Raw genomic sequence first — 18,535 nt, 5'->3', positions numbered from 1 at the left:
TCGCGCCCTGCCCGACCTAGGTTGGGCTTATGATTTCCTTTGGCACGCTCAGCATCAGCCTCTTGCTCTTGGCGGGCCAAAGTGTGGTCTTGGCGGGGTTTTTGTGGGTCGCACCACATAATCGAGCAGCTAATCGCTTCTTGGGTCTACTCATCGTCGCGATTGCTCTGATGGTTACGCCCTATATTATTGGGTTTGCAGGCTTTTATGACACCTATCCCTGGCTAAGCTTTGCGCCATTTTCAACAAGCCTCTCGTTTGGCCCGCTGTTGTATCTGCATGCTTATGGGCTGATCTATGGTCGCACGCCAGACAAATGGGGCCTGCATCTGGTGCCCTATGGCATTCAGTTTTCAAGCCAAGCTTTGGTGTTTCCCCTGCCATTAGCGATGAAAGATGCTTGGGATAGATTTGCCCATGCCCCGCTTGTCGACCCAATTTTGACGATTGCGAGCCTTGTCTCCATTTGCCTCTATGGCGTGGCCATTTGGCGGCTCTATCGCGCCTATCGGCACCGACTTGCCCAGACCCGTGCCGATGATGCCCAATTTGATCCCACGTGGATACGCAATGCCTTGCTTGGTGTCGTAGGCTTGGCTCTTGTTTGGTTCGGCTTCTTCACAGCGGATCAAGTCGACCCGAGCCGCAATTATTTTGATGATTATTGGATGTATCTGGGCGTGGCGACTTTAGGCGTTTATCTGGGGATTGCCGGTTGGCGGAACGCAGGCGTACCCTATCCCATTCTGGATGCGGCATCAGAGCCTGCGGTCGATGAAACCATGAGCCCTTCTGCCAGCCCGGAGCGGGATTGGCAGGCAATGGGGCGCCAATTTGCCGAAGTGGTGGAGGCAGAAGGCTTCTGGCGCGACCCGGATTTGACCTTGACCTCGCTTGCCCGCAAGCTTGGCACCAATAAGACCTATGTGTCGCGGGCCTTGAATGAGGGGTTGGGCAAAAATTTCAGCGCCTTTATCAATGCGCAGCGCGTCACCGCCGCTCAAGCCTTGATGATCGAAAAAGTACAACAGGCCGATCTCATGGCCATTGCCTTTGAAGCGGGCTTTAATTCCAAGGCCAGTTTCAATCGTGCATTTTCCGAATTTGCCGGCATGAGTCCATCGGCTTGGCGGCGCAGCCAAAGTCTCAAATCATAGATTCCATCAGGGGATTTAGCTTTTGAGGCGCGCAAGCGGGGCTGGTTCGGCACACAGAACGCCTCATCCACCTTACCTCCCCCAATCTAGGAATTTGCTCATGCGCGCGCTCACCCCCATCGCTTTTCTCAGCTTTCTCGCCCTCTCACCCTTTAACGTCATGGCCGACACGGGGGCTTTAAAGCCCGGCCCTGAAACATCCGTTGCGCCAAAAGCTGTCTGGCCTGTCCGAACTCTAAGCGCCACCGAGGCGCAAGCCGATGTGGCACTGATGCGCCGGTCGCTGGAGGCCATCCATCCTGGCCTTTATCGACGGACCAGCAAAGCGCAGATGGATCGCGCTTTTGCGGCCCTAGACCAACGTGTGAAGCACCCCATAGAAACGACAGAGCTGTATCGGCTGATCTCCTTGGTTCTAGTAGATATAAGATGCAATCACACCAAGGCCGAACAACCCGCCGACTTAGAAGCATGGCGAAACGCTAACCCAAGCCATCTGCCGTTTCGATTTCAAATCGTGGCAGGCAAGATGATCGTGGTTGGAACCGATCCGGCCCAACAGGGTCTATCGGTCGGGGCAGAGGTCACCCATATCAATGGCCGCAAGGTTTCTGAGCTGATAGCGACCCTTGGCGCTTATGTGCCCATAGATGGGCAAACGAGTTGGAGCCGGGCAACCGGCCTTGCCGATGACTCTGACCTCATGGGCTCTGACTTTGATCACTTCTACCCCTATGTCTTTGGTTTGCCGCACCAATTTGTTCTTCGCTTTAAATCCGATGGGCACGCGAGAGCCCAAACCACCGTTCAAAGGCCGCTCTCATTCAAAGCGTGGCGAAGCCTCACGTGGCCGGGGCCTGCTTTCAGGGCCAATTTCAGTGAAACGACCACGTGGCGCATGCTGGACGCCGATACGGCTGTTCTGAAGGTCGCAACCTTTGTGAACTATCGCAAGCCTGTTAATGCGTCGGCCTTTTACGATCAGATTTTTGCCAAAATTAAAGAAAGTGGGGCCAAGCATCTGATTATCGACCTGCGGGAAAATGGCGGCGGGTCCAGTCATGTGACTTACGGGCTGGCCGATTTTTTGGCGCAGAAACCCTATGTTTGGAACAAAGCGATCTCTTATAAAGCCTTGCGCTATGGCGATTTGCCAAACTTTATCGACACATGGGGAGACCGCGAGGCAATCTTTCATGCGCCCCTTGATCAGTTCAACAAGACCGCCCAAGGCTATGAAGAAATCCCGGCCAATGCGCCCGAGGAATTATTACCCCGTAGCCCTGCCGCCAATGCCTTTGGTGGCAGGGTGACGCTTCTTACCAGCCCAGAGAATGGCTCAGGATCAACCATGCTGATCGCGAAATTGCGCGATCTGGGTCGGGTCAGTCTTGTAGGGGGGAAATCGGGTGGCAGCGGGGATGGCCCAACCGCGGGGCGGATCTTCACGGTTAAACTGCCCAATAGCGGCATTAAACTACGCGTTCCCAATGCCTTCAACCACATGCAGGTTCAAAGCTTCGAGCCAAGAGGTGGCGTGACGCCAGACCTTTTTGGTGGAAGCCCAGATTGAGGATGTTCGCCTGGGACGAGACCGCGTGCTAGACGTCGCTCGCGCGGCGCCCGAACCAGAGCCAAAGATAGAGCCCGCCCAAAACCCACCTGCCCTCCTCTCCGACCTCACGGGCAAGTGGACAGGAACTTTGGAATATCGCGATTATCAAACCGATGGTCGGGTGACGTTGCCGACTTTGATGCACGGCACACGCGCTCCTGATGGAGCTAGCATCAACTTGCGCTTCACCTATGACGATGGGCCTGGCAAGACCGTCTATGGTGGCTTTAGGCTTGCCATCGATACCCAAGAGGCCATTGCCAGCAAGGCCGACGACGATGGCCAACCCGACCTCTATCGTGTCATCGGCGATCTGAAGGCAGCAGGGCCTGGGCCAAAAACTCTGGTCTTATGGGGGCGGGGCACTGAAAATGGGCAGGCTGTCGATGTGCGTGAAACCCTTACCGTTTCAGCCAACACCTATGACCTGCTGCGCGAGACCCGCCCGAAGGGCCAAGGCGTGTTTCAGTTCCGCCATGCCTATCATTTCACGCGCGAGGAAAAGCGCTAAGTTCTAGCGCTTCTTTTTGGTCTTAGGAGCCGACTTTGGGACGGGCTTGGGCTTGGGAGGTGGCGGTGGGTCTGTTCGGATCGCCGTCACCACAATTGGCACCACGGGGGCCTTGCCCGGAAATGGGCCACCTGTGGGCGCGCGTTCAACCTTGGCCATCGCCTCTACGACCTCCCAACCTGCCGTTACCCGCCCAAAGACGGCATAGCCCGTCGTATTGGGCGGCGCATGGGGGTCGGCATTGAGGGAAGGATTATCTGCCAAGTCAAAATAGAAGCTCGAATGGCCCGAATTGGTCGCATCCCCACGTGCGAGCGCCACAGCGCCCTTGAAATGCTTATTGGTGGCTGTCTCCAGCTCGATCGGACTCAGCGGGGGATAGCGGCCCTTAAACTGTGCGTCCAAATCGCCAATTTGAACGATGAAGCCCGGCTCAATCCGGAAGAAGGACGCACCAATGTAATGATTGGTTTGAAACATTTTCAGCATATGGGCGCTGGTCTTGGGTGCACCAACCGGGTCCAATGTGATCTCAATCTCACCCATTGTTGTGGTTAGGAAGACTTTGGGAGCGGGTATGGATGCGGGTGCAGGGCCTGGTGCAGGCGGTGCGAGCGCGGCCGTTTGGGCTAGGGCAGAGCCTGCGGCCAAGAGCACGACAAAGCTTGCAAACACGGTACGGCGTAACATGAATGACCTCCCTCTCTTAAGACCACAAACAATCTAGCTAGAAGTCTCGCCAAACAGCTCCCGCCCGATAAGCCAGCGGCGAATTTCGCTGGTTCCCGCCCCAATTTCATAAAGCTTGGCATCGCGCAAAAGACGGCCTGTTGGGTAATCATTGATATAGCCATTTCCGCCCAAGCATTGGATCGCCTCTAAAGCCATCCAAGTCGCTTTCTCCGCCGCATAAAGAATTGCGCCTGCCGCATCTTTGCGAGTGGTAAGGCCGCGATCACAGGCTTTCGCTACGGCATAAACATAGGCACGCGTGGTCGAGAGCGTAACATACATGTCAGCGATCTTGCCCTGCATCAGTTGGAACTCACCAATCGCTTGGCCAAACTGTTTGCGCTCATGAATATAAGGCAGTACCACATCCAGGCAGGCTTGCATGATGCCAATTGGGCCCGAGGCTAAAACAGCGCGCTCATAATCAAGGCCCGACATCAAAACCTGCGCGCCCTTGTTCAGCGGCCCCATCAGATTTTCTTCGGGCACTTCGCAATCTTCAAACACCAATTCGCCCGTGGGCGACCCACGCATGCCCAGTTTGTCTAGGCTTTGGGCAACGGAAAAACCTTTGAAATTCTTCTCGATCAAAAAGGCTGAGATACCGCGCGAGGCGGCATCTGGTTCGGTCTTGGCATAAACAATTAAGGTGTCGGCATGTTTGGCATTGGTAATCCAGAATTTGCCGCCATTGAGCACATAACGGTCGCCCTTTTTGTCCGCCCGCAGCCGCATAGAGACAACATCCGAGCCTGAGCCACTTTCCGACATGGCAAGTGAACCCACATGCTCTCCCGAGATCAATTTGGGCAGATAACGCGCTTTTTGCTCCGCCGAACCCCAACGGCGCAATTGGTTGACGCAGAGATTGGAATGCGCACCATAGGACAGGCCGACAGATGCAGAGGCCCGGCTAATCTCTTCCATCGCCACCACATGCTCAAGATAGCCAAGGCCAGAGCCACCATCTTCTTCATCAACCGTGATGCCCAACAGGCCAAGGTCACCAAGTTTTGGCCAAAGATCGCGCGGAAATTCATCGCTGCGATCAATCTCGGCCGCACGCGGCGCAATCTCGGCTGCTGCAAAGCGTTCGACGGTTTCACGAATGGCATCGGCGGTTTCGCCGAGGTCGAAATCAAGGCTGGGATAGGAATTTCTAAGCATGGCTTACCATGCGCGAGCCGGCCTGCGAGTGCAAGCAAAAGGGTAAGCGATCAGGGGAGTAAGGCGGTCTCGTCGCCACTTTCTTGGCCGCGTGCCAAAGAAACGGCTGAGGTCACCACCGCAACAAAGCCAAAGCAAGCAATCAGAATCGCAGTGAGTGCTTGAAGTGTGATGGTCTTGGCCTCTGGGTCCGGCGTCAGAGCACCCAAGAGATGCGCAAACCATAGACCGCCCGCCAAAAAGACAGCGCCAATACCCAAGATCACCCAGGTTAGACCGCGTGTTGGCTTTGCCGGTTCAAGGCTCTGAGGCGCCGGAATCGTCACCCCACCCGGAACAGAAGCTTCCGATGCCAACTCTAATTCTGGGGCAAAAGGGGCCAGGTTCAGCCCGCCATCATTGGCGGGCACAGGTTGGTTTTGATCCGATTGATTGGCTGCGAGCGCTTCTTCCTTCAGAAAAGGTACCAAAGGGGGATCAGCGACCAGAGGCGCTAATTCTTCATGTGGCGCATCCTGCTTTGGCTCGTCAGGGGATTTACGTGGAACAGCGGCATCTGGCTCAACCAAAGTCAAGCGCGATTCAGCCTTTGTTTCGGGGCCGAAGTCCAAAACAGGTGAAGCCTTCACCGTCTCTGCCGCACGTTCTGCAACGGCTTGTGCAGGAAAGGGTTCGCCCTTGGGCGGGGCTGTAAGGATACTTTCAGATGGCTCAGTCGCAATCGTCGCGCCATCAGCCTCAACACCCAAAGCAATCGCACGTGGGTCAGAGGCATGGGATAGAAGCGCAGCGGTATAATCAATTTCAGGGCTTAATACCGAACTTGGCGCGGCTGGCCGCGGACCTAAGGGCTCAAGGAAAAGGGCCGCTTCAGCAGCTCTCCGGCGAACCAAAGCATCGATAACCAGAACACGCCCATTCACCCGCGCCCGCCGCCACGCATGCATCGCAAGGGCTGCCGCAATCGGCTGGCCTTGGTTCAAATAGCGCAGCACATCGCTGGTGGCGAAATTGGAAACACCAATGTTGAAAGCAAACGACACCAACGCGTCAAACTGGTTTTGATTGAGCGGCGTCAAGGCCGACTGGCGGACCATGTCTTCGACGGGGCGAAGATCCCAGCGCAGCAGGTCTTCGGCCTCTGCACGAGAAACTGAAAGGCCCTCACGCGCAGTTGCTACATGGCCAAAGCCCAGCGTCCACCGCCCATCAGGGGTTTTAGCCGCACGCGCACGGAAGCCTTCAAAGCTGGCTATCAGGTCCAATGCAGCGCGAGACGCAGTGAGTCTGGACATTTTTCGTTCCAAAAAGAGACGGATTCCGCCCGATGAGGCTGGCTGTGCAGGATTGATGCCGTTTTTGTCCACAAAGGCTGCTCGACAAGTCTGAGGCAATCCTGCACCTTCGCCCCAGCCTGACGACATCAAACAAGCAAGGATCAGACCATAATGGCCAAGAAAACGTGCCTCTTTCAGCGCTTCGTTGGGATTTCGGCTCTGGCCTTAACCATTTGCTCTGGACCCACGCTGGCGCAAACTGCCGCGGGTGCACCGCCGAAACCGTGGAGCGCTATGACCAGTTCAGAGCTGATCGCCGCCGCACCCCAAGATGCGTGGGAGCGCTTAGATCAAAACCGCTTGCTATACCTCTATTTTGAACCTACCCAAGCTGGTGCTCAGTCTCCTGCCCGCGTGATTATTCTTTTGGCACCCGACTTTGCACCCAATCACGTGCAGGCCCTTGATGACTTACTGGCCAAGGGGTTTTTCAACGGGCGCGAGATCGTGCGCAGCCAAGACAATTACGTCGTGCAATGGGGCGATGGTGCCGCTGCCACCGCGCTTGGTTTTACCGGCGGGCGCATGGTGGCAGAGTTTGACCGCGCCTATGGATCTGAATTTGCGCCCTATGAACTGAAAGATGGCGATATTTATGCGCCAAAGGTTGGTTTTTGGCGCAATTGGCCTGTGGCATGGGACCCCACAGCTAAGCGTTATTGGCTGCCCCATTGTTATGGCATGGTAGGGGCAGGTCGTGATGAGGGCGCTGATTCTGGTGGTCCAGCCGAGCTTTATGCCGTTAACGGCCACAGCCCCCGCGCGCTTGACCGCAATGTTACGCTTTTGGGACGCGTGATTGAAGGCATGGATCACTTCGCGACCTTGCCACGCGGCACAGAGGCCATGGGCTTTTACGCTTCGGGCCAAACCAAACCCAAGATCATCAAGGCCGAACTCGGTGCGCGATTGCCCGCAGCCGAACAAGTCAATCTTGAGGCATTACGCAGCGATCACGCGATTTACGCCGAAATCCTTGAAAGCCGCCGAAACCGCCGCGATGGTTGGACGAAGTTTAAGGCCGGCAAGCTTGAGCTCTGCAATGCGCCACTGCCTGTGCGCCTCAGCCCTAAAGAATAATCAAGGTCGCAAGGCCCAAGAAGGCGACAAAGCCCACCATATCGGTCACAAAGGTGACCAAGACACCTGAGGAGACAGCAGGGTCTTGCCCCATGCGCTTGAGGGTCAGCGGGATCAAAATGCCTGCAAAGCCCGCCACCGACAAATTGAGAAGGATTGCCAAGGCAATGGTGATGGCGAGCAACACGCTGTTGAACCAGATAAGCGCTACGGTGGAAAGAAGAACCGCAAAGAACGCACCATTGACCAAGCCGGTAATCACCTCGCGCAAAATGATTCGGCCTGAATTGCCCGGCGTCAGCTCGCGCGCTGCTAAAGCGCGCACAGCAACTGCAACTGTTTGCGTCCCGGCATTACCCCCCATTGAAGCCACCATTGGCATCAGGATGGCGAGAGCCACAATTTTTTCAATCGAGGCTTCAAACCGGCCAATCAACATGGAAGCAAACAGGGCCGTCGCCAAATTGATCACCAACCAAGGCAAGCGCGACTTAACCGAAGACCAAACCGAGTCCGCTGTGGAGGCATCGCGCACGCCGGCAAGCGCCAACAAATCCTCTTCGTTTTCGTCCTGAATAACCCGCACGATATCGTCGACCGTGATCATGCCGGTCAGGCGTCCACTACGGTCAACCACGGGCGCAGAAATTAGATGGTATTTCTGGAAAGCATGAGCCACTACTTCTTGATCGGTCTCAGGATCAACAATGATCTCAGGCGTTTCCATCAGATCTTGCAGCAACATGGTGCGCTTAGCGCGCATCAGCTTCGAAACGGGGATTGCGCCAATTGGCTGCATAGCGGGGCTGACGACATAGATGTCAAAGAAGAGATCGGGCAGGTCCTCGCCCGTCTTGCGCATAAAATCGATGGTTTGGCCCACGTCCCAATGTTGGGGTGCGGCTACAAACTCCCGCTGCATCAAGCGGCCAGCGGTCTCTTCTTCAAAGGAGAGCGCGCCTTCCACAGCCACGCGGACATCATTAGAGGCGGCGGCCAGCACTTCTGCCCGATCCTCATCATCCAGTTCTGCGACGATGGCGGCAGCATCATCCGTGTCGAGATCATCGAGCTTTTGGGCAAGCTTGCTGGCTGGGATGAATTCCAGCGCGAATTCGCGCAATTCATCTTCGAGTTCCGCATAGACTTCTGCGTCAAGGTCTTCGCCAATCAAGGTGAAGATCGTGCGCGCCGTTTCCTTGGGTGCGTTCTGCAGGAGTTCTGCGACGTCTGCCGGGTGCATGGGTAACAACAGACGGCGTAGCAGCGGCCCGTCGTGGTCACCGGCAGCGCCGATCACCTTTATGGTCATCAGGCGGTCTAGCCCATGCTCCGTTTTAGTGGGGTCGACCCCTAGGGCTTGTAGATCGTCCATGACTGTCGCCTTCCGTCATGTCGTAAGCCCCTAAGTCTGTTTGCCTGTATCTTCGTGCTGGTAGCAGATACAGGCGCAAAAGCCATCTTTCCGTTGGTGTGCCCAAGAGGACTCGAACCTCCACGGGTCTCCCCACTAGCACCTCAAGCTAGCGCGTCTACCAGTTCCGCCATGAGCACGTTCCGGAAAGAGCGGCGCTTTTAGTAGAACATGGGGCCAATGTGAAGCCCTTCTGCCTGCATCTTGCCAGTTCCAAACAGTGAAGTTCTGCTATGGGCCTGCCATATAGTCATAAACATCCGCTTCGCCGGTGATTTCAACCGAAATCTTATCGTCATCCAACTGGATGTCGCCGCGGGCCACAGGGTGGTTATTGACCAAGACCCACACGGGATCATTGGGCGAGGCCGTGAGCGGAATAACCGCGCCACGACCCATCCGCAGCAGCTGGTGCATGGGCAAGGAAGATCGTCCGACCAAGACCGAAATTTCGACCATGACCTTTTCAATCTGCGAGGGTGGGTGTTCACTATCGTCTGTCACGTGCCTAGATAGAACCTAGGAGTGTTGGAACTTGGTTAACGCGCCTAAAGATACTGCAAATTCTGGAGAAAATCGTGTGATTGAATGGGCTGTATCGGAAAAACCCGTCGATTATGAGGCGGCAGTGGCCTTTATGGAGGCGCGCGCGGCTGAAATTGCGGCGGGAACCGCGAATCAATTGGTTTGGTTGTTAGAGCATCCCCCCCTCTATAGCGCTGGCACCAGTGCTAAACCGTCTGACCTTTTGCCCGGTGCAAGCCTTCCTGTGTTCAAGAGTGGGCGTGGCGGGCAATACACCTATCACGGCCCCGGCCAACGCATTGCCTACCTCATGCTTGATCTGCGCCACCACAAGCGCGATGTGCGTGCCTTCGTACAATCGGTGGAAAAGTGGGTGATTGATGCGCTCGCGCACTTCGCCATCAAGGGGGAGTTGCGCTGTGGGCGCGTTGGCGTTTGGGTCGATCGCACCCACAATGGCTTTGCCAGACACGAGGATAAGATCGCTGCCGTCGGCTTGCGCGTCAAAAAATGGGTTAGCTTTCATGGCATCAGCTTGAATGTAGAGCCTGACCTGTCCCACTTTAGCGGCATTATTCCCTGCGGCATCCAAGAAGAAGGGCTGGGGGTGACCTCCCTAGTCGATCTGGGTCATCCCGTAACCTATGGCGAGGTCGATGAAGCCTTACGCCAAACCTTCATTGCCCGCTTTGGCCCTGTTACCCGCGTATGCGCCCCGCTCTAAGGCCTTCCCAAATATCACCCAGTTAAAGGCCATTGACGCGCAGCTCATGGCTGATATGGCCGTGTCGATGTACCTATCTGCCACAAGACCACTCCTCGTTTGTTTTGCTTTGCTGAGCATTTTTACCGTTCCAGCACATGCGCAGACCTCCACCAAGGACTATCGCGATTGGAGTGTAACGTGCAGCAATCTGAAAACATGCACGGCCGTCTCCATCTCGGGCCTAAACGAAATGGATTTGTCGAAGCCACCACGCGGGGTTTCTGACAACACCGAGACCGGTTGGCTATGGGTAGAAATTGAGGCGGGACCAAACGCCAAGCCTAAGATTCTCTATTCTGGGGAATATTTGGCCGACCAGCCGGCTGCAAAGGACGGGACTTTGCGCATCCTTTGCCCAAATGGACGGGTTTTGGCCAATGGAGTCTTTGTCTTGACCTCCCATGAGTCCGGGGCAAGCCAAGTCCAGAGCGCCGACATAGCCCGGTTCATTCATGTGGCGAGGTCAGGTCAATCGGTTGTCTATTCTCCCGGCACAAGCCGTACGGTTCACTCTTTCGCCAGCCTATCTGGCTTTGTCGCGGCCCTACGCGCGATTGAAGCCCAGCAGGGTCGCACCGGCACTACGGGGGCCTGGATCGATGGGGGTAAGCAGCCGCGTGACCGAATCCCCCCTGCCCCAACCACACCCCGCGTCAGTGCGATGGCATTTTCGAAAATGACAAACCGCACCACAGTCCCAAAACTGGTGATGGATCGGCGAAAAGCCGAATGCGACGATAGCGAACGGCTTGATTTTGGCGGGCAAGGCATTGAGGGTTTCAACCTTGGCAAAGGTCGTATCCTGTGGGCCGTGCCCTGTGGTGCGGGGGCCTATAATATGTGGTCGAAATTCTATCTTCAGACCCATTCAACCCGTCTGGAACCATATCCGTTTTCCAGCCCAGACCCTGCCACAGACGAGCAAGACGACCATAGTCTCGTCAATGTCAGTGTGGAGCCTGAAACAGGCCAAATCAGCGCCTTCTCGAAGGGCCGGGGGGTCGGCGACTGTGGGTCCGCGCAAACCTATGTTTGGGACGGCGCAGAGTTTGTTCTGACCAGTTGGATAGAGATGACTGCCTGTAGCGGCCTGACGCCAGATTTTTGGCCTGTCCGGGTTAAAAAGGACGTTATCCCGCGCCCCGCCAAAGCGAAGCGCTAGGGGCGCTGAGACCGCCTAAAGCCCAAGCTTCGTCTTGATGACTTCATTGATGACTGCTGGGCTGGCTTTGCCGCCGGTTGCTTTCATCAATTGGCCAACCCACCAGCCAAGTGCCTTGGGCTTGTTACGGGCTTCTTCAACTTTGTCAGGATTTGCAGCGATGAGGGCATCGACCGTCTGTTCGATCAGGCCGGTGTCGGTTTCTTGCTTGAGGCCCTCGCGCTCGACAATGACCAAAGGCGCGTCGCCGGTTTCGATCATGCGCGGAAACACGTCTTTGGCAATTTTGCCATTTATGGTGCCGTTGCTGATTAGATCGACCAATTCACCCAAACGTTCTGCCGAAACAGGGGTTTCGGCCAAAGTCTTATCATGCTTGTTGAGCCAGCCGAATAATTCAACCGTCATCCAGCTATTGACCAATTTAGCATCGCGCCCCTTGGCAGCGGTCTCAAAGAAGTCCGCTGCATCTTTGTCAGAAACAAGCACGGCTGCATCATAAGCTGACAGGCCATATTCGGCTTTAAAGCGTTGCTTCTTGGCGTCTGGCAACTCCGGTAGGCTCGCCTTAATCGCATGAACCCACGCTTGATCCAGCACCAAAGGCAATAGGTCTGGGTCTGGGAAGTAGCGATAATCATGCGCATCTTCTTTTGAGCGCATAGAACGGGTCTTGCCGGTCTTGACATCAAACAAGCGCGTTTCCTGCGTAATCGTGCCGCCATCTTCGAGTATCTCAATCTGGCGACGCGCTTCGTAATCGACGGCGAGTGCGACATAGCGCGTGGAATTCACATTCTTGATCTCGCAGCGCGTGCCAAAAGGCGTGCCAGGCTTGCGCACCGACACATTGACGTCTGCGCGCATGGAGCCTTCATCCATATTGCCGTCACACGTGCCCAAATAGCGTACCAATGCCCGCAGCGCCTTAAAATAATTGGCCGCTTCTTCGCTCGAGCGAATGTCGGGCTTGGAAACGATTTCCATCAAGGCACAGCCCGAGCGGTTCAAATCCACATACGTGGCGCGTGGGTCCAGATCGTGGATCGACTTACCAGCATCTTGCTCTAAATGGATACGCTCAATACGAATGGGCACCGTCTCGCCATTGTCGCAATCAACATTCAACGTGCCCTCGCCCACGATGGGGTGCGCGAACTGGCTGATTTGATAGCCTTGCGGCAGGTCGGGATAGAAGTAATTTTTCCGGTCAAACCGGCTCCACAAATTGATCTTGGCTCCAAGGCCAAGGCCCGTGCGCACCGCTTGTTCCACACAATAACGGTTCAAAACCGGCAACATTCCTGGCATGCCTGCATCCACCAGGCTGACATGAGCATTGGGTGCACCGCCATAGGCCGCACTCGCCCCAGAAAACAGCTTCGATTGCGCACTCACCTGCGCGTGAACTTCAAGGCCCACAATGATTTCCCAATCCCCCGTGGCCCCAGCCACAAGTTGGTCGGGACGGGCGGAGCGGATATCAAGATCATTAGCGAGTGTGGTCATAACGCCTTCATAACGGGGCAGAGCGGTTTGGCAAAGAACGCAAAACACTAAGAACTGGCGACCCAAGCAGGGCTCGAACCTGCGACCGTCCGCTTAGAAGGCGGATGCTCTATCCAGCTGAGCTATTGGGCCTAGTGAGACCAAGGTTCACGGCGGTAAAAGGTGAAATTGTCGGCATAAGCACGCGGGATACGCTTTGGCTCCTGCCGATCAATCACTTGAAACGCCAAATTATGCTTTTGCGCATAGGCGATCGCCTCATCGCGCGTATCGAAGGTCAGGCGTACCTGGCCTTGGGTATCGGTTGACGAGGTCCAGCCCATCAACGGATCCGGCGTGCGCACCGCATTCGACTCAAACTCCAGCATCCACACATTGCTCTTGGCCCGGCCCGACTGCATGGCGGTTTTGGCTGGACGGTGAATTTTTGCAAATGTCATGAAGGCCTCGAAACTAGATGTCTCATCATGAGCGCGTTCGGCAGAAATGGCAAAGCGGGCAATGCATGAAATCGGCACGTCTCGCTTGTCACAATCGACCAAAATGGTCGGGGAGACAGGATTCGAACCTGCGACCCTCTGGTCCCAAACCAGATGCGCTACCAAACTGCGCTACTCCCCGAGAGGCGCGCGTATAGCGCGACCAAGCCGATCAGGGCAAGCGCCCAGAACAGAAATTACTGAAGTCTCATTTTTTTGCGCGCGCTGGCGCGAAGATGCGGTGGGTTACGCGCTGACCTGCTGCAAGCCCCAGACGCCGCGCTTCGCCGCCGCCAATCTCCAAAACTGCCAAAACGGGGCCATCAGACGGGATCAACGCACGCGAAAAGGGCTGTGCATTGGATGCGATATTGGCAATACGCCCATCGGCACGAATGAAAATGAGATCCAAGGGAACCAGTGTATTTTCCATCCAGAAAGTGGCCGGTTCCGGCGTCTTAAAATCAAACAGCATCCCCGTGCCACGCGGCACTTCGGTTCGCCACATCATCCCGATTTCACGCGAGCGCGGCGAATCTGCGATTTCAACATTAAAGCTGCGAACGCCGGCCGGTGTGGCGATCGACAGTTTTTCAACTTTCAAGCCGCGCTGCGGCCCCGTGATCGAGGCGGGTTGCGCGATAGAAAGCGAGGGAATGGCAACAAAAGCCAACAGGGCGAAAAGGATGAAGCGCAGGACTTTAGACATGCCCTTCCCTATCACGAAGTGGTAACTGTCGCCAAGATGACGTGTCGGGGACACTGGCATCGGCGAGGCCTAAAGCTGCACGGGTTAAGCGCGCACGACGGCAGTGGCCACGGCTCCTTTGGCGCTACGCTCAACCCGTGCGCGCAGGATTTCGCCACCATCGACCATATCGATGCCGCCTCGCCGCAGCGTTGCAACATGCAGAAAGATATCTTCCGACTCCAAACCGTCACTGGTCAGACCTGCAAACCCATAGCCTTTGGAACGATTGAACCACTTTACCGTCACCGGGACAAATTGATCCACATCTTCTGGCGGCGGACGAAATACTGGCCTTAGACTCAAAATACCGACGACTTGAAGGCCCCGCTCCCCCTCCGCCGTCAAAACCGTAATCTCGTCGCCCTCTTTTGGGATGGCGGTTGAATGCTTTCTCAACACGCTGATATGCAAGAGAGCATCGACCTCTTGGGAATTTTCTCCTTGGCCAGTTTGAATTTGCACAAAGCCAAAACCTTTGACTGGATCAAACCATTTTACAATGCCTTCGGCCAAAGTACCCAAAGGTTCCTTACCCATAGCGACGACAGTTTCTAATAATTGGTGTGTCACAACTCTTGATCCCTTCGCTCAAATTAGTACAGCGCGAGGCTAGCTAAGCGGGACTACTCGATAGAGCTCAACGAGAGCTCCCCGCACCCGAGCCCAAGCGTTACCATACGGTAAGTAAACACAGGGTTTACGACTACGCAAGATGTTTATGAAGGGGCGATCGCGCGGGCCTGCTTACACAAAGGCTTGACCCACAGCCCAAACAAGAGCCCATATCACCGCGCTTCAATTTGCACCGAACTTCAAGGAATCTCGCCGAATGGCTGCTAACGCCGCTCCAAAATCCAGTTTGTTTGATGACCTCGAGCCAGCGGGCGTGTCTGCCGCCACCGCGGGCTATTCTGCGAAGGACATTGAGGTACTCGAAGGCCTAGAGCCTGTGCGCAAGCGGCCTGGCATGTATATTGGCGGCACCGATGCGCGCGCCATGCATCATTTGTTTGCCGAAGTCCTAGACAATTCGATGGATGAAGCCGTGGCCGGCCATGCAACCCGCATTGAAGTGACTTTAGAGGCCGATGGCGCTTTGGCGGTTTCCGATAATGGGCGCGGCATTCCCATCGACCCCCACCCCAAATATGTCGACAAGTCTGCCCTTGAAGTGGTTATGACCGTCTTGCACGCGGGCGGCAAATTCTCTGACAAGGCGTATCAAACTTCAGGCGGCTTGCATGGCGTGGGCGTATCGGTGGTCAATGCTTTGTCCGATCGCCTCGAAGTTGAAGTTGCGCGCGACAAGCGGCTCTACCGCATGGCGTTTTCGCGCGGCATCCCGCAGGGGCCGATTGAACATTTAGGCCCGGTCCATAACCGTCGAGGCACGGTTGTACGGTTTCACCCCGATCCCGAAATCTTCGGCGAGGGTGCAAGCCTCGATCCCGCCCGCCTGTTTCGGATGGCGCGGTCAAAAGCCTATTTGTTCCGCGGCGTTGAAATTCGCTGGAAATGTGCGCCGGAGCGTATCCGTCCCGGCGACACCACGCCACAAGAAGAAGTCTTATGCTTCCCCAATGGTCTCGCCGATTATCTACAAAGCAGCATTGGCGAAGCCCCAACCGTCACGTCCACGATGTTTGCCGGGCGCACGGCCCAATCAGGTGGCCATGGCGCGGTCGAATGGGCGTTGACTTGGGGGGTGCGCGGCTTTGGCGACCGCGACGGCTTCTTATTGTCCTATTGTAACACCATTCCCACGCCTGAAGGCGGCACGCATGAACAAGGCCTCAGGACAGTCATCTCTAAGGGCTTGCGTAATTATGGGGAATTGGTGGGTGATAAGAAGGCCGCACAAATTACGTCAGAAGACGTGTTTGGAACAGCTGCAGCGCTCATCAGCGTCTTTGTGCGCGAACCTGAATTTGTTGGCCAAACCAAAGACCGGCTGGCCACGGCAGAAGCGGCCCGCATCGTCGAAAACGCCATACGAGATCCATTTGACCATTGGCTGGGGGCAAGCCCGCGTGAAGCCCGCGCGCTTTTGGATTGGGCGATTGCCCAAGCCGACGATCGCCTAAAACGACGGAAGGAAAAAGAAGTCCAACGTCAAAGCGCCACGCGCAAATTGCGCTTACCCGGCAAACTTGCCGATTGTGCGCGCCAAGATGCTGTTGGCACCGAAATCTTCATCGTTGAAGGCGATTCGGCAGGTGGCAGTGCCAAGCAGGCGCGTGACCGCAATACCCAAGCCATCCTGCCGCTGCGCGGCAAAATCCTTAATGTCGCCAGCGCTGGCGGGGATAAACTAGCTGGCAATCAGGAATTGTCAGATCTGGCGCTTGCTTTAGGGGTCGCTCCGGGCAGCAAATTCCGGTTGCAAGACTTGCGTTATGAGCGCGTCATTATCATGACCGACGCCGACGTCGATGGGGCCCATATTGCCGCCCTTCTTGCGACCTATTTCTTCCGCGCCATGCCGCAATTGGTTCATGCGGGACGCTTATTTGTGGCCCTGCCGCCGCTTTATCGTCTGACCCACGGCGGCAAGACAGTTTATGCCAAGAATGACGCGCACAAGGACGAGCTGCTAAAGACCGCCTTCAATCCCCGCGCCAAAGTGGAAATCGGCCGCTTCAAAGGCTTGGGCGAAATGATGCCAGCGCAATTGAAAGTCACGACCATGAACCCTGCCACCCGCACTTTGGCGCGATTGGTGATCCCTGAGGGCGACTTGCCCAGCGTAGGGGAATTGGTCGAGACTTTGATGGGTCGCAAGCCAGAACTGCGGTTCAAATGGCTACAGGAAAATGCGCGCTATGCCGAAAGCCTAGACGTGTAAGACCATGCTCGCGCTCAAGCCCAATTGTGAATGCTGTGACCGCGATTTAGCGGCGGACAGTGCCCATGCCTTTATCTGTACATTTGAATGCACCTATTGCGAGGATTGTGCGACAGAAAGGCTCTCTGGAATTTGCCCAGCATGCCAAGGAAATCTGGTGCCGCGCCCCATCCGGCCCGCCGCCGCCTTAGCCCGCTTTCCGGGACAGGCAGAGCGCGCGCCACTTAAAGCCGCCTGCCAAGCAAAATAGAGTTAGCCCTCTTGCTCTAGCGCCTGTTCCGCGCCACACACCTCCAAGGAATGAGGGAGAAACGGCATGAGCCAAGAATTTGATATCATCGTATTTGGTGCATCTGGCTTTACCGGCCGATTGGTGGCTGAATATCTGGCAGCAACCTATCCAACAGGGGTTCGCTGGGCCATGGGTGGCCGCAGCCTCGAAAAATTGGCCCTTGTTCGCGATGAAATTGGGGCCCCTCAAGATACGCCCTTGGTTGTATGTGATAGCGATGATGCAGCCTCGCTGAAGGCGATGGTCACCTCAACAAAGGTCGTCCTCACCACCGTTGGTCCCTATCAGCTGTATGGAAATGGCTTGGTCGCAGCCTGCGCCGAGCATGGCACAGACTATGTTGATCTGTGTGGCGAGCCGGCTTGGATGCGCAAGATGATTGATGCCCATGAGGCGGCAGCAAAGGCTTCTGGGGCACGAATTGTGTTCTCCTGCGGCTTCGATTCCATCCCCTTCGATCTTGGTGTTCAACTGGCCCAAGAAACCATGATCGCCAAAACCGGCAGCCCCGCCCCAAAGGTCAAGGGTCGGGTCCGCAAGATGAAGGGCACTTTCTCAGGAGGAACCGCAGCCAGTCTCAAAGCCACAATGGCAGCGGCTATGAGCGAGCCGGGTGTTTTGGACCTGTTACGCAATCCATTCGCCCTGACACCCGGCTTTGAAGGCCCAACCCAACCTCACGGTATGAAGCCCTATCTGGACGAAGAAATGGGCACTTGGGTGGCCCCCTTTGTGATGGCCCCGATTAATACCCGCAATGTGCACCGCACCAATGCGCTGCTCGGCCATAAATATGGCGCTGGCCTTGTTTATGAGGAAATGATGGTGACGGGCCCTGGTGAAAAGGGTCAAGCTATGGCGAACGCGATCGCGGGCGACAAAAGTCTTGGCGGTGAAGGTGGACCTAAGCCTGGCGAAGGCCCTTCGAAGGAAGAGCGCGAGTCAGGCTTTTATGACGTCTTGTTCATTGCCCAAGCAGAAGGCGCAGAAGTTCAGGTTGTGGTCACAGGTGATCGGGATCCAGGCTATGGATCAACCTCGAAGATGATTGCAGAATCGGCTTTGTGCCTGATCCATGAAGCCAAGGATGCGGCTGGCGGAATTTGGACACCTGGTGCCGTCATGGGCCCTGCCCTACGGGCTCGCCTTGTGAAAAGCGCTGGCCTCACCTTTGAGGTGGTGGCCGGTTAAAG

Annotated in this window: 18 protein-coding genes and 3 tRNA genes; 9 read left to right on the top strand and 12 right to left on the bottom strand. The window is 56.0% G+C overall.

Annotated elements, in window-relative coordinates; all coding sequences use genetic code 11:
• The first annotated feature begins 29 nt into the window (after nucleotides 1–29).
• The 3 genes from B7364_RS03745 (at nucleotide 30) to B7364_RS03735 (ending at nucleotide 3,283) form a co-directional block, all read left to right on the top strand.
• The gene (locus tag B7364_RS03745) at nucleotides 30–1,157 is read left to right on the top strand and encodes a helix-turn-helix domain-containing protein (protein WP_085338602.1); all 1,128 of its coding nucleotides are present in this window, start codon (nucleotides 30–32) and stop codon (nucleotides 1,155–1,157) included.
• Nucleotides 1,158–1,257: 100 nt separating this feature from the next.
• The gene (locus tag B7364_RS03740) at nucleotides 1,258–2,730 is read left to right on the top strand and encodes a S41 family peptidase (RefSeq protein WP_085338601.1); all 1,473 of its coding nucleotides are present in this window, start codon (nucleotides 1,258–1,260) and stop codon (nucleotides 2,728–2,730) included.
• A gap of 25 nt (nucleotides 2,731–2,755) precedes the next feature.
• Nucleotides 2,756–3,283, top strand: a complete 528-nt coding sequence (locus B7364_RS03735; RefSeq protein ID WP_157893468.1) for a hypothetical protein — start codon at nucleotides 2,756–2,758, stop codon at nucleotides 3,281–3,283.
• A gap of 3 nt (nucleotides 3,284–3,286) precedes the next feature.
• Here the strand turns inward: B7364_RS03735 and B7364_RS03730 are convergent, their stop codons facing one another.
• Genes B7364_RS03730 through B7364_RS03720 form a run of 3 tightly spaced genes read right to left on the bottom strand, consistent with a single transcriptional unit; the run spans nucleotide 3,287 to nucleotide 6,477 of the window.
• Nucleotides 3,287–3,973, bottom strand: a complete 687-nt coding sequence (locus B7364_RS03730; protein WP_085338599.1) for a peptidylprolyl isomerase — start codon at nucleotides 3,971–3,973, stop codon at nucleotides 3,287–3,289.
• 33 nt (nucleotides 3,974–4,006) lie between these two features.
• Nucleotides 4,007–5,182 (bottom strand): isovaleryl-CoA dehydrogenase, encoded by a 1,176-nt coding sequence (locus tag B7364_RS03725; protein WP_085338598.1) that lies wholly within the window; start codon nucleotides 5,180–5,182, stop codon nucleotides 4,007–4,009.
• A 50-nt stretch (nucleotides 5,183–5,232) separates the two neighbouring features.
• On the bottom strand, nucleotides 5,233–6,477 hold the full coding sequence (locus tag B7364_RS03720; RefSeq protein WP_106407549.1) for a glycoside hydrolase family protein: 1,245 nt from the start codon (nucleotides 6,475–6,477) through the stop codon (nucleotides 5,233–5,235).
• Between the two features lie 153 nt (nucleotides 6,478–6,630).
• Here B7364_RS03720 and B7364_RS03715 point away from each other — a divergent pair, with 153 nt between their 5' ends.
• Entirely contained in the window at nucleotides 6,631–7,599 is a 969-nt protein-coding gene (locus tag B7364_RS03715; RefSeq protein WP_085338596.1) for a peptidylprolyl isomerase, read from the top strand.
• Here B7364_RS03715 and mgtE read toward each other — a convergent pair.
• The 3 genes from mgtE to B7364_RS03700 all read right to left on the bottom strand — a co-directional run bounded on the left by mgtE (nucleotide 7,589) and on the right by B7364_RS03700 (nucleotide 9,517).
• Entirely contained in the window at nucleotides 7,589–8,974 is a 1,386-nt protein-coding gene (gene mgtE, locus B7364_RS03710; RefSeq protein ID WP_085338595.1) for a magnesium transporter, read from the bottom strand. The genes B7364_RS03715 and mgtE overlap by 11 nt on opposite strands.
• Nucleotides 8,975–9,068: 94 nt before the next feature.
• Nucleotides 9,069–9,153 (bottom strand) — tRNA-Leu (locus B7364_RS03705).
• Nucleotides 9,154–9,244: 91 nt separating this feature from the next.
• Nucleotides 9,245–9,517, bottom strand: coding sequence for a FliM/FliN family flagellar motor switch protein (locus B7364_RS03700; protein WP_269798756.1), 273 nt, complete (start codon nucleotides 9,515–9,517; stop codon nucleotides 9,245–9,247).
• A 76-nt stretch (nucleotides 9,518–9,593) separates the two neighbouring features.
• On the opposite strand from B7364_RS03700, the gene lipB reads away from it, so the two are divergent.
• Together lipB and B7364_RS03690 are read left to right on the top strand one after the other, a co-directional pair.
• A complete protein-coding gene (gene lipB, locus B7364_RS03695) occupies nucleotides 9,594–10,262 on the top strand; it encodes a lipoyl(octanoyl) transferase LipB (protein ID WP_232780797.1) in 669 nt (222 codons plus the stop codon).
• Nucleotides 10,195–11,466: a DUF1176 domain-containing protein gene (locus tag B7364_RS03690; protein ID WP_198534022.1), complete on the top strand. Its 1,272-nt coding sequence runs from the start codon at nucleotides 10,195–10,197 to the stop codon at nucleotides 11,464–11,466. Before lipB ends, B7364_RS03690 begins: the two co-directional genes overlap by 68 nt.
• Nucleotides 11,467–11,481: 15 nt before the next feature.
• Here B7364_RS03690 and gatB read toward each other — a convergent pair whose 3' ends face one another.
• The 6 genes from gatB to B7364_RS03660 all read right to left on the bottom strand — a co-directional run bounded on the left by gatB (nucleotide 11,482) and on the right by B7364_RS03660 (nucleotide 14,775).
• Nucleotides 11,482–12,975 carry an Asp-tRNA(Asn)/Glu-tRNA(Gln) amidotransferase subunit GatB gene (gatB, locus tag B7364_RS03685; RefSeq protein WP_085338591.1) on the bottom strand — a complete coding sequence of 498 codons (1,494 nt, stop codon included), beginning with the start codon at nucleotides 12,973–12,975 and terminating at the stop codon, nucleotides 11,482–11,484.
• A 55-nt stretch (nucleotides 12,976–13,030) separates the two neighbouring features.
• Nucleotides 13,031–13,107 (bottom strand) — tRNA-Arg (locus B7364_RS03680).
• The gene (locus tag B7364_RS03675; protein WP_157893466.1) at nucleotides 13,107–13,415 is read right to left on the bottom strand and encodes an ETC complex I subunit; all 309 of its coding nucleotides are present in this window, start codon (nucleotides 13,413–13,415) and stop codon (nucleotides 13,107–13,109) included. The genes B7364_RS03680 and B7364_RS03675 overlap by 1 nt, the downstream gene beginning before the upstream one ends.
• A 104-nt stretch (nucleotides 13,416–13,519) precedes the next feature.
• A tRNA-Pro gene (locus tag B7364_RS03670) sits at nucleotides 13,520–13,596 on the bottom strand.
• A gap of 66 nt (nucleotides 13,597–13,662) precedes the next feature.
• The gene (locus B7364_RS03665; RefSeq protein ID WP_157893465.1) at nucleotides 13,663–14,163 is read right to left on the bottom strand and encodes a DUF192 domain-containing protein; all 501 of its coding nucleotides are present in this window, start codon (nucleotides 14,161–14,163) and stop codon (nucleotides 13,663–13,665) included.
• An 84-nt stretch (nucleotides 14,164–14,247) separates the two neighbouring features.
• Nucleotides 14,248–14,775 (bottom strand): cold-shock protein, encoded by a 528-nt coding sequence (locus tag B7364_RS03660; RefSeq protein ID WP_157893464.1) that lies wholly within the window; start codon nucleotides 14,773–14,775, stop codon nucleotides 14,248–14,250.
• A gap of 259 nt (nucleotides 14,776–15,034) precedes the next feature.
• Between B7364_RS03660 and parE the strand changes: the two genes are divergently transcribed.
• The 3 genes from parE (at nucleotide 15,035) to B7364_RS03645 (ending at nucleotide 18,533) form a co-directional block, all read left to right on the top strand.
• Nucleotides 15,035–17,050, top strand: a complete 2,016-nt coding sequence (gene parE / locus B7364_RS03655) for a DNA topoisomerase IV subunit B (protein ID WP_085338588.1) — start codon at nucleotides 15,035–15,037, stop codon at nucleotides 17,048–17,050.
• Nucleotides 17,051–17,054: 4 nt separating this feature from the next.
• Nucleotides 17,055–17,300 (top strand): DUF1272 domain-containing protein, encoded by a 246-nt coding sequence (locus B7364_RS03650; RefSeq protein WP_085338587.1) that lies wholly within the window; start codon nucleotides 17,055–17,057, stop codon nucleotides 17,298–17,300.
• A 66-nt stretch (nucleotides 17,301–17,366) separates the two neighbouring features.
• Entirely contained in the window at nucleotides 17,367–18,533 is a 1,167-nt protein-coding gene (locus B7364_RS03645; RefSeq protein WP_085338586.1) for a saccharopine dehydrogenase family protein, read from the top strand.
• Nucleotides 18,534–18,535 lie beyond the last annotated feature (2 nt).

Source organism: Aquidulcibacter paucihalophilus (genome assembly GCF_002105465.1).
Classification (GTDB): domain Bacteria; phylum Pseudomonadota; class Alphaproteobacteria; order Caulobacterales; family Aquidulcibacteraceae; genus Aquidulcibacter; species Aquidulcibacter paucihalophilus.
This window is presented reverse-complemented; position numbering and strand designations above follow the sequence as displayed.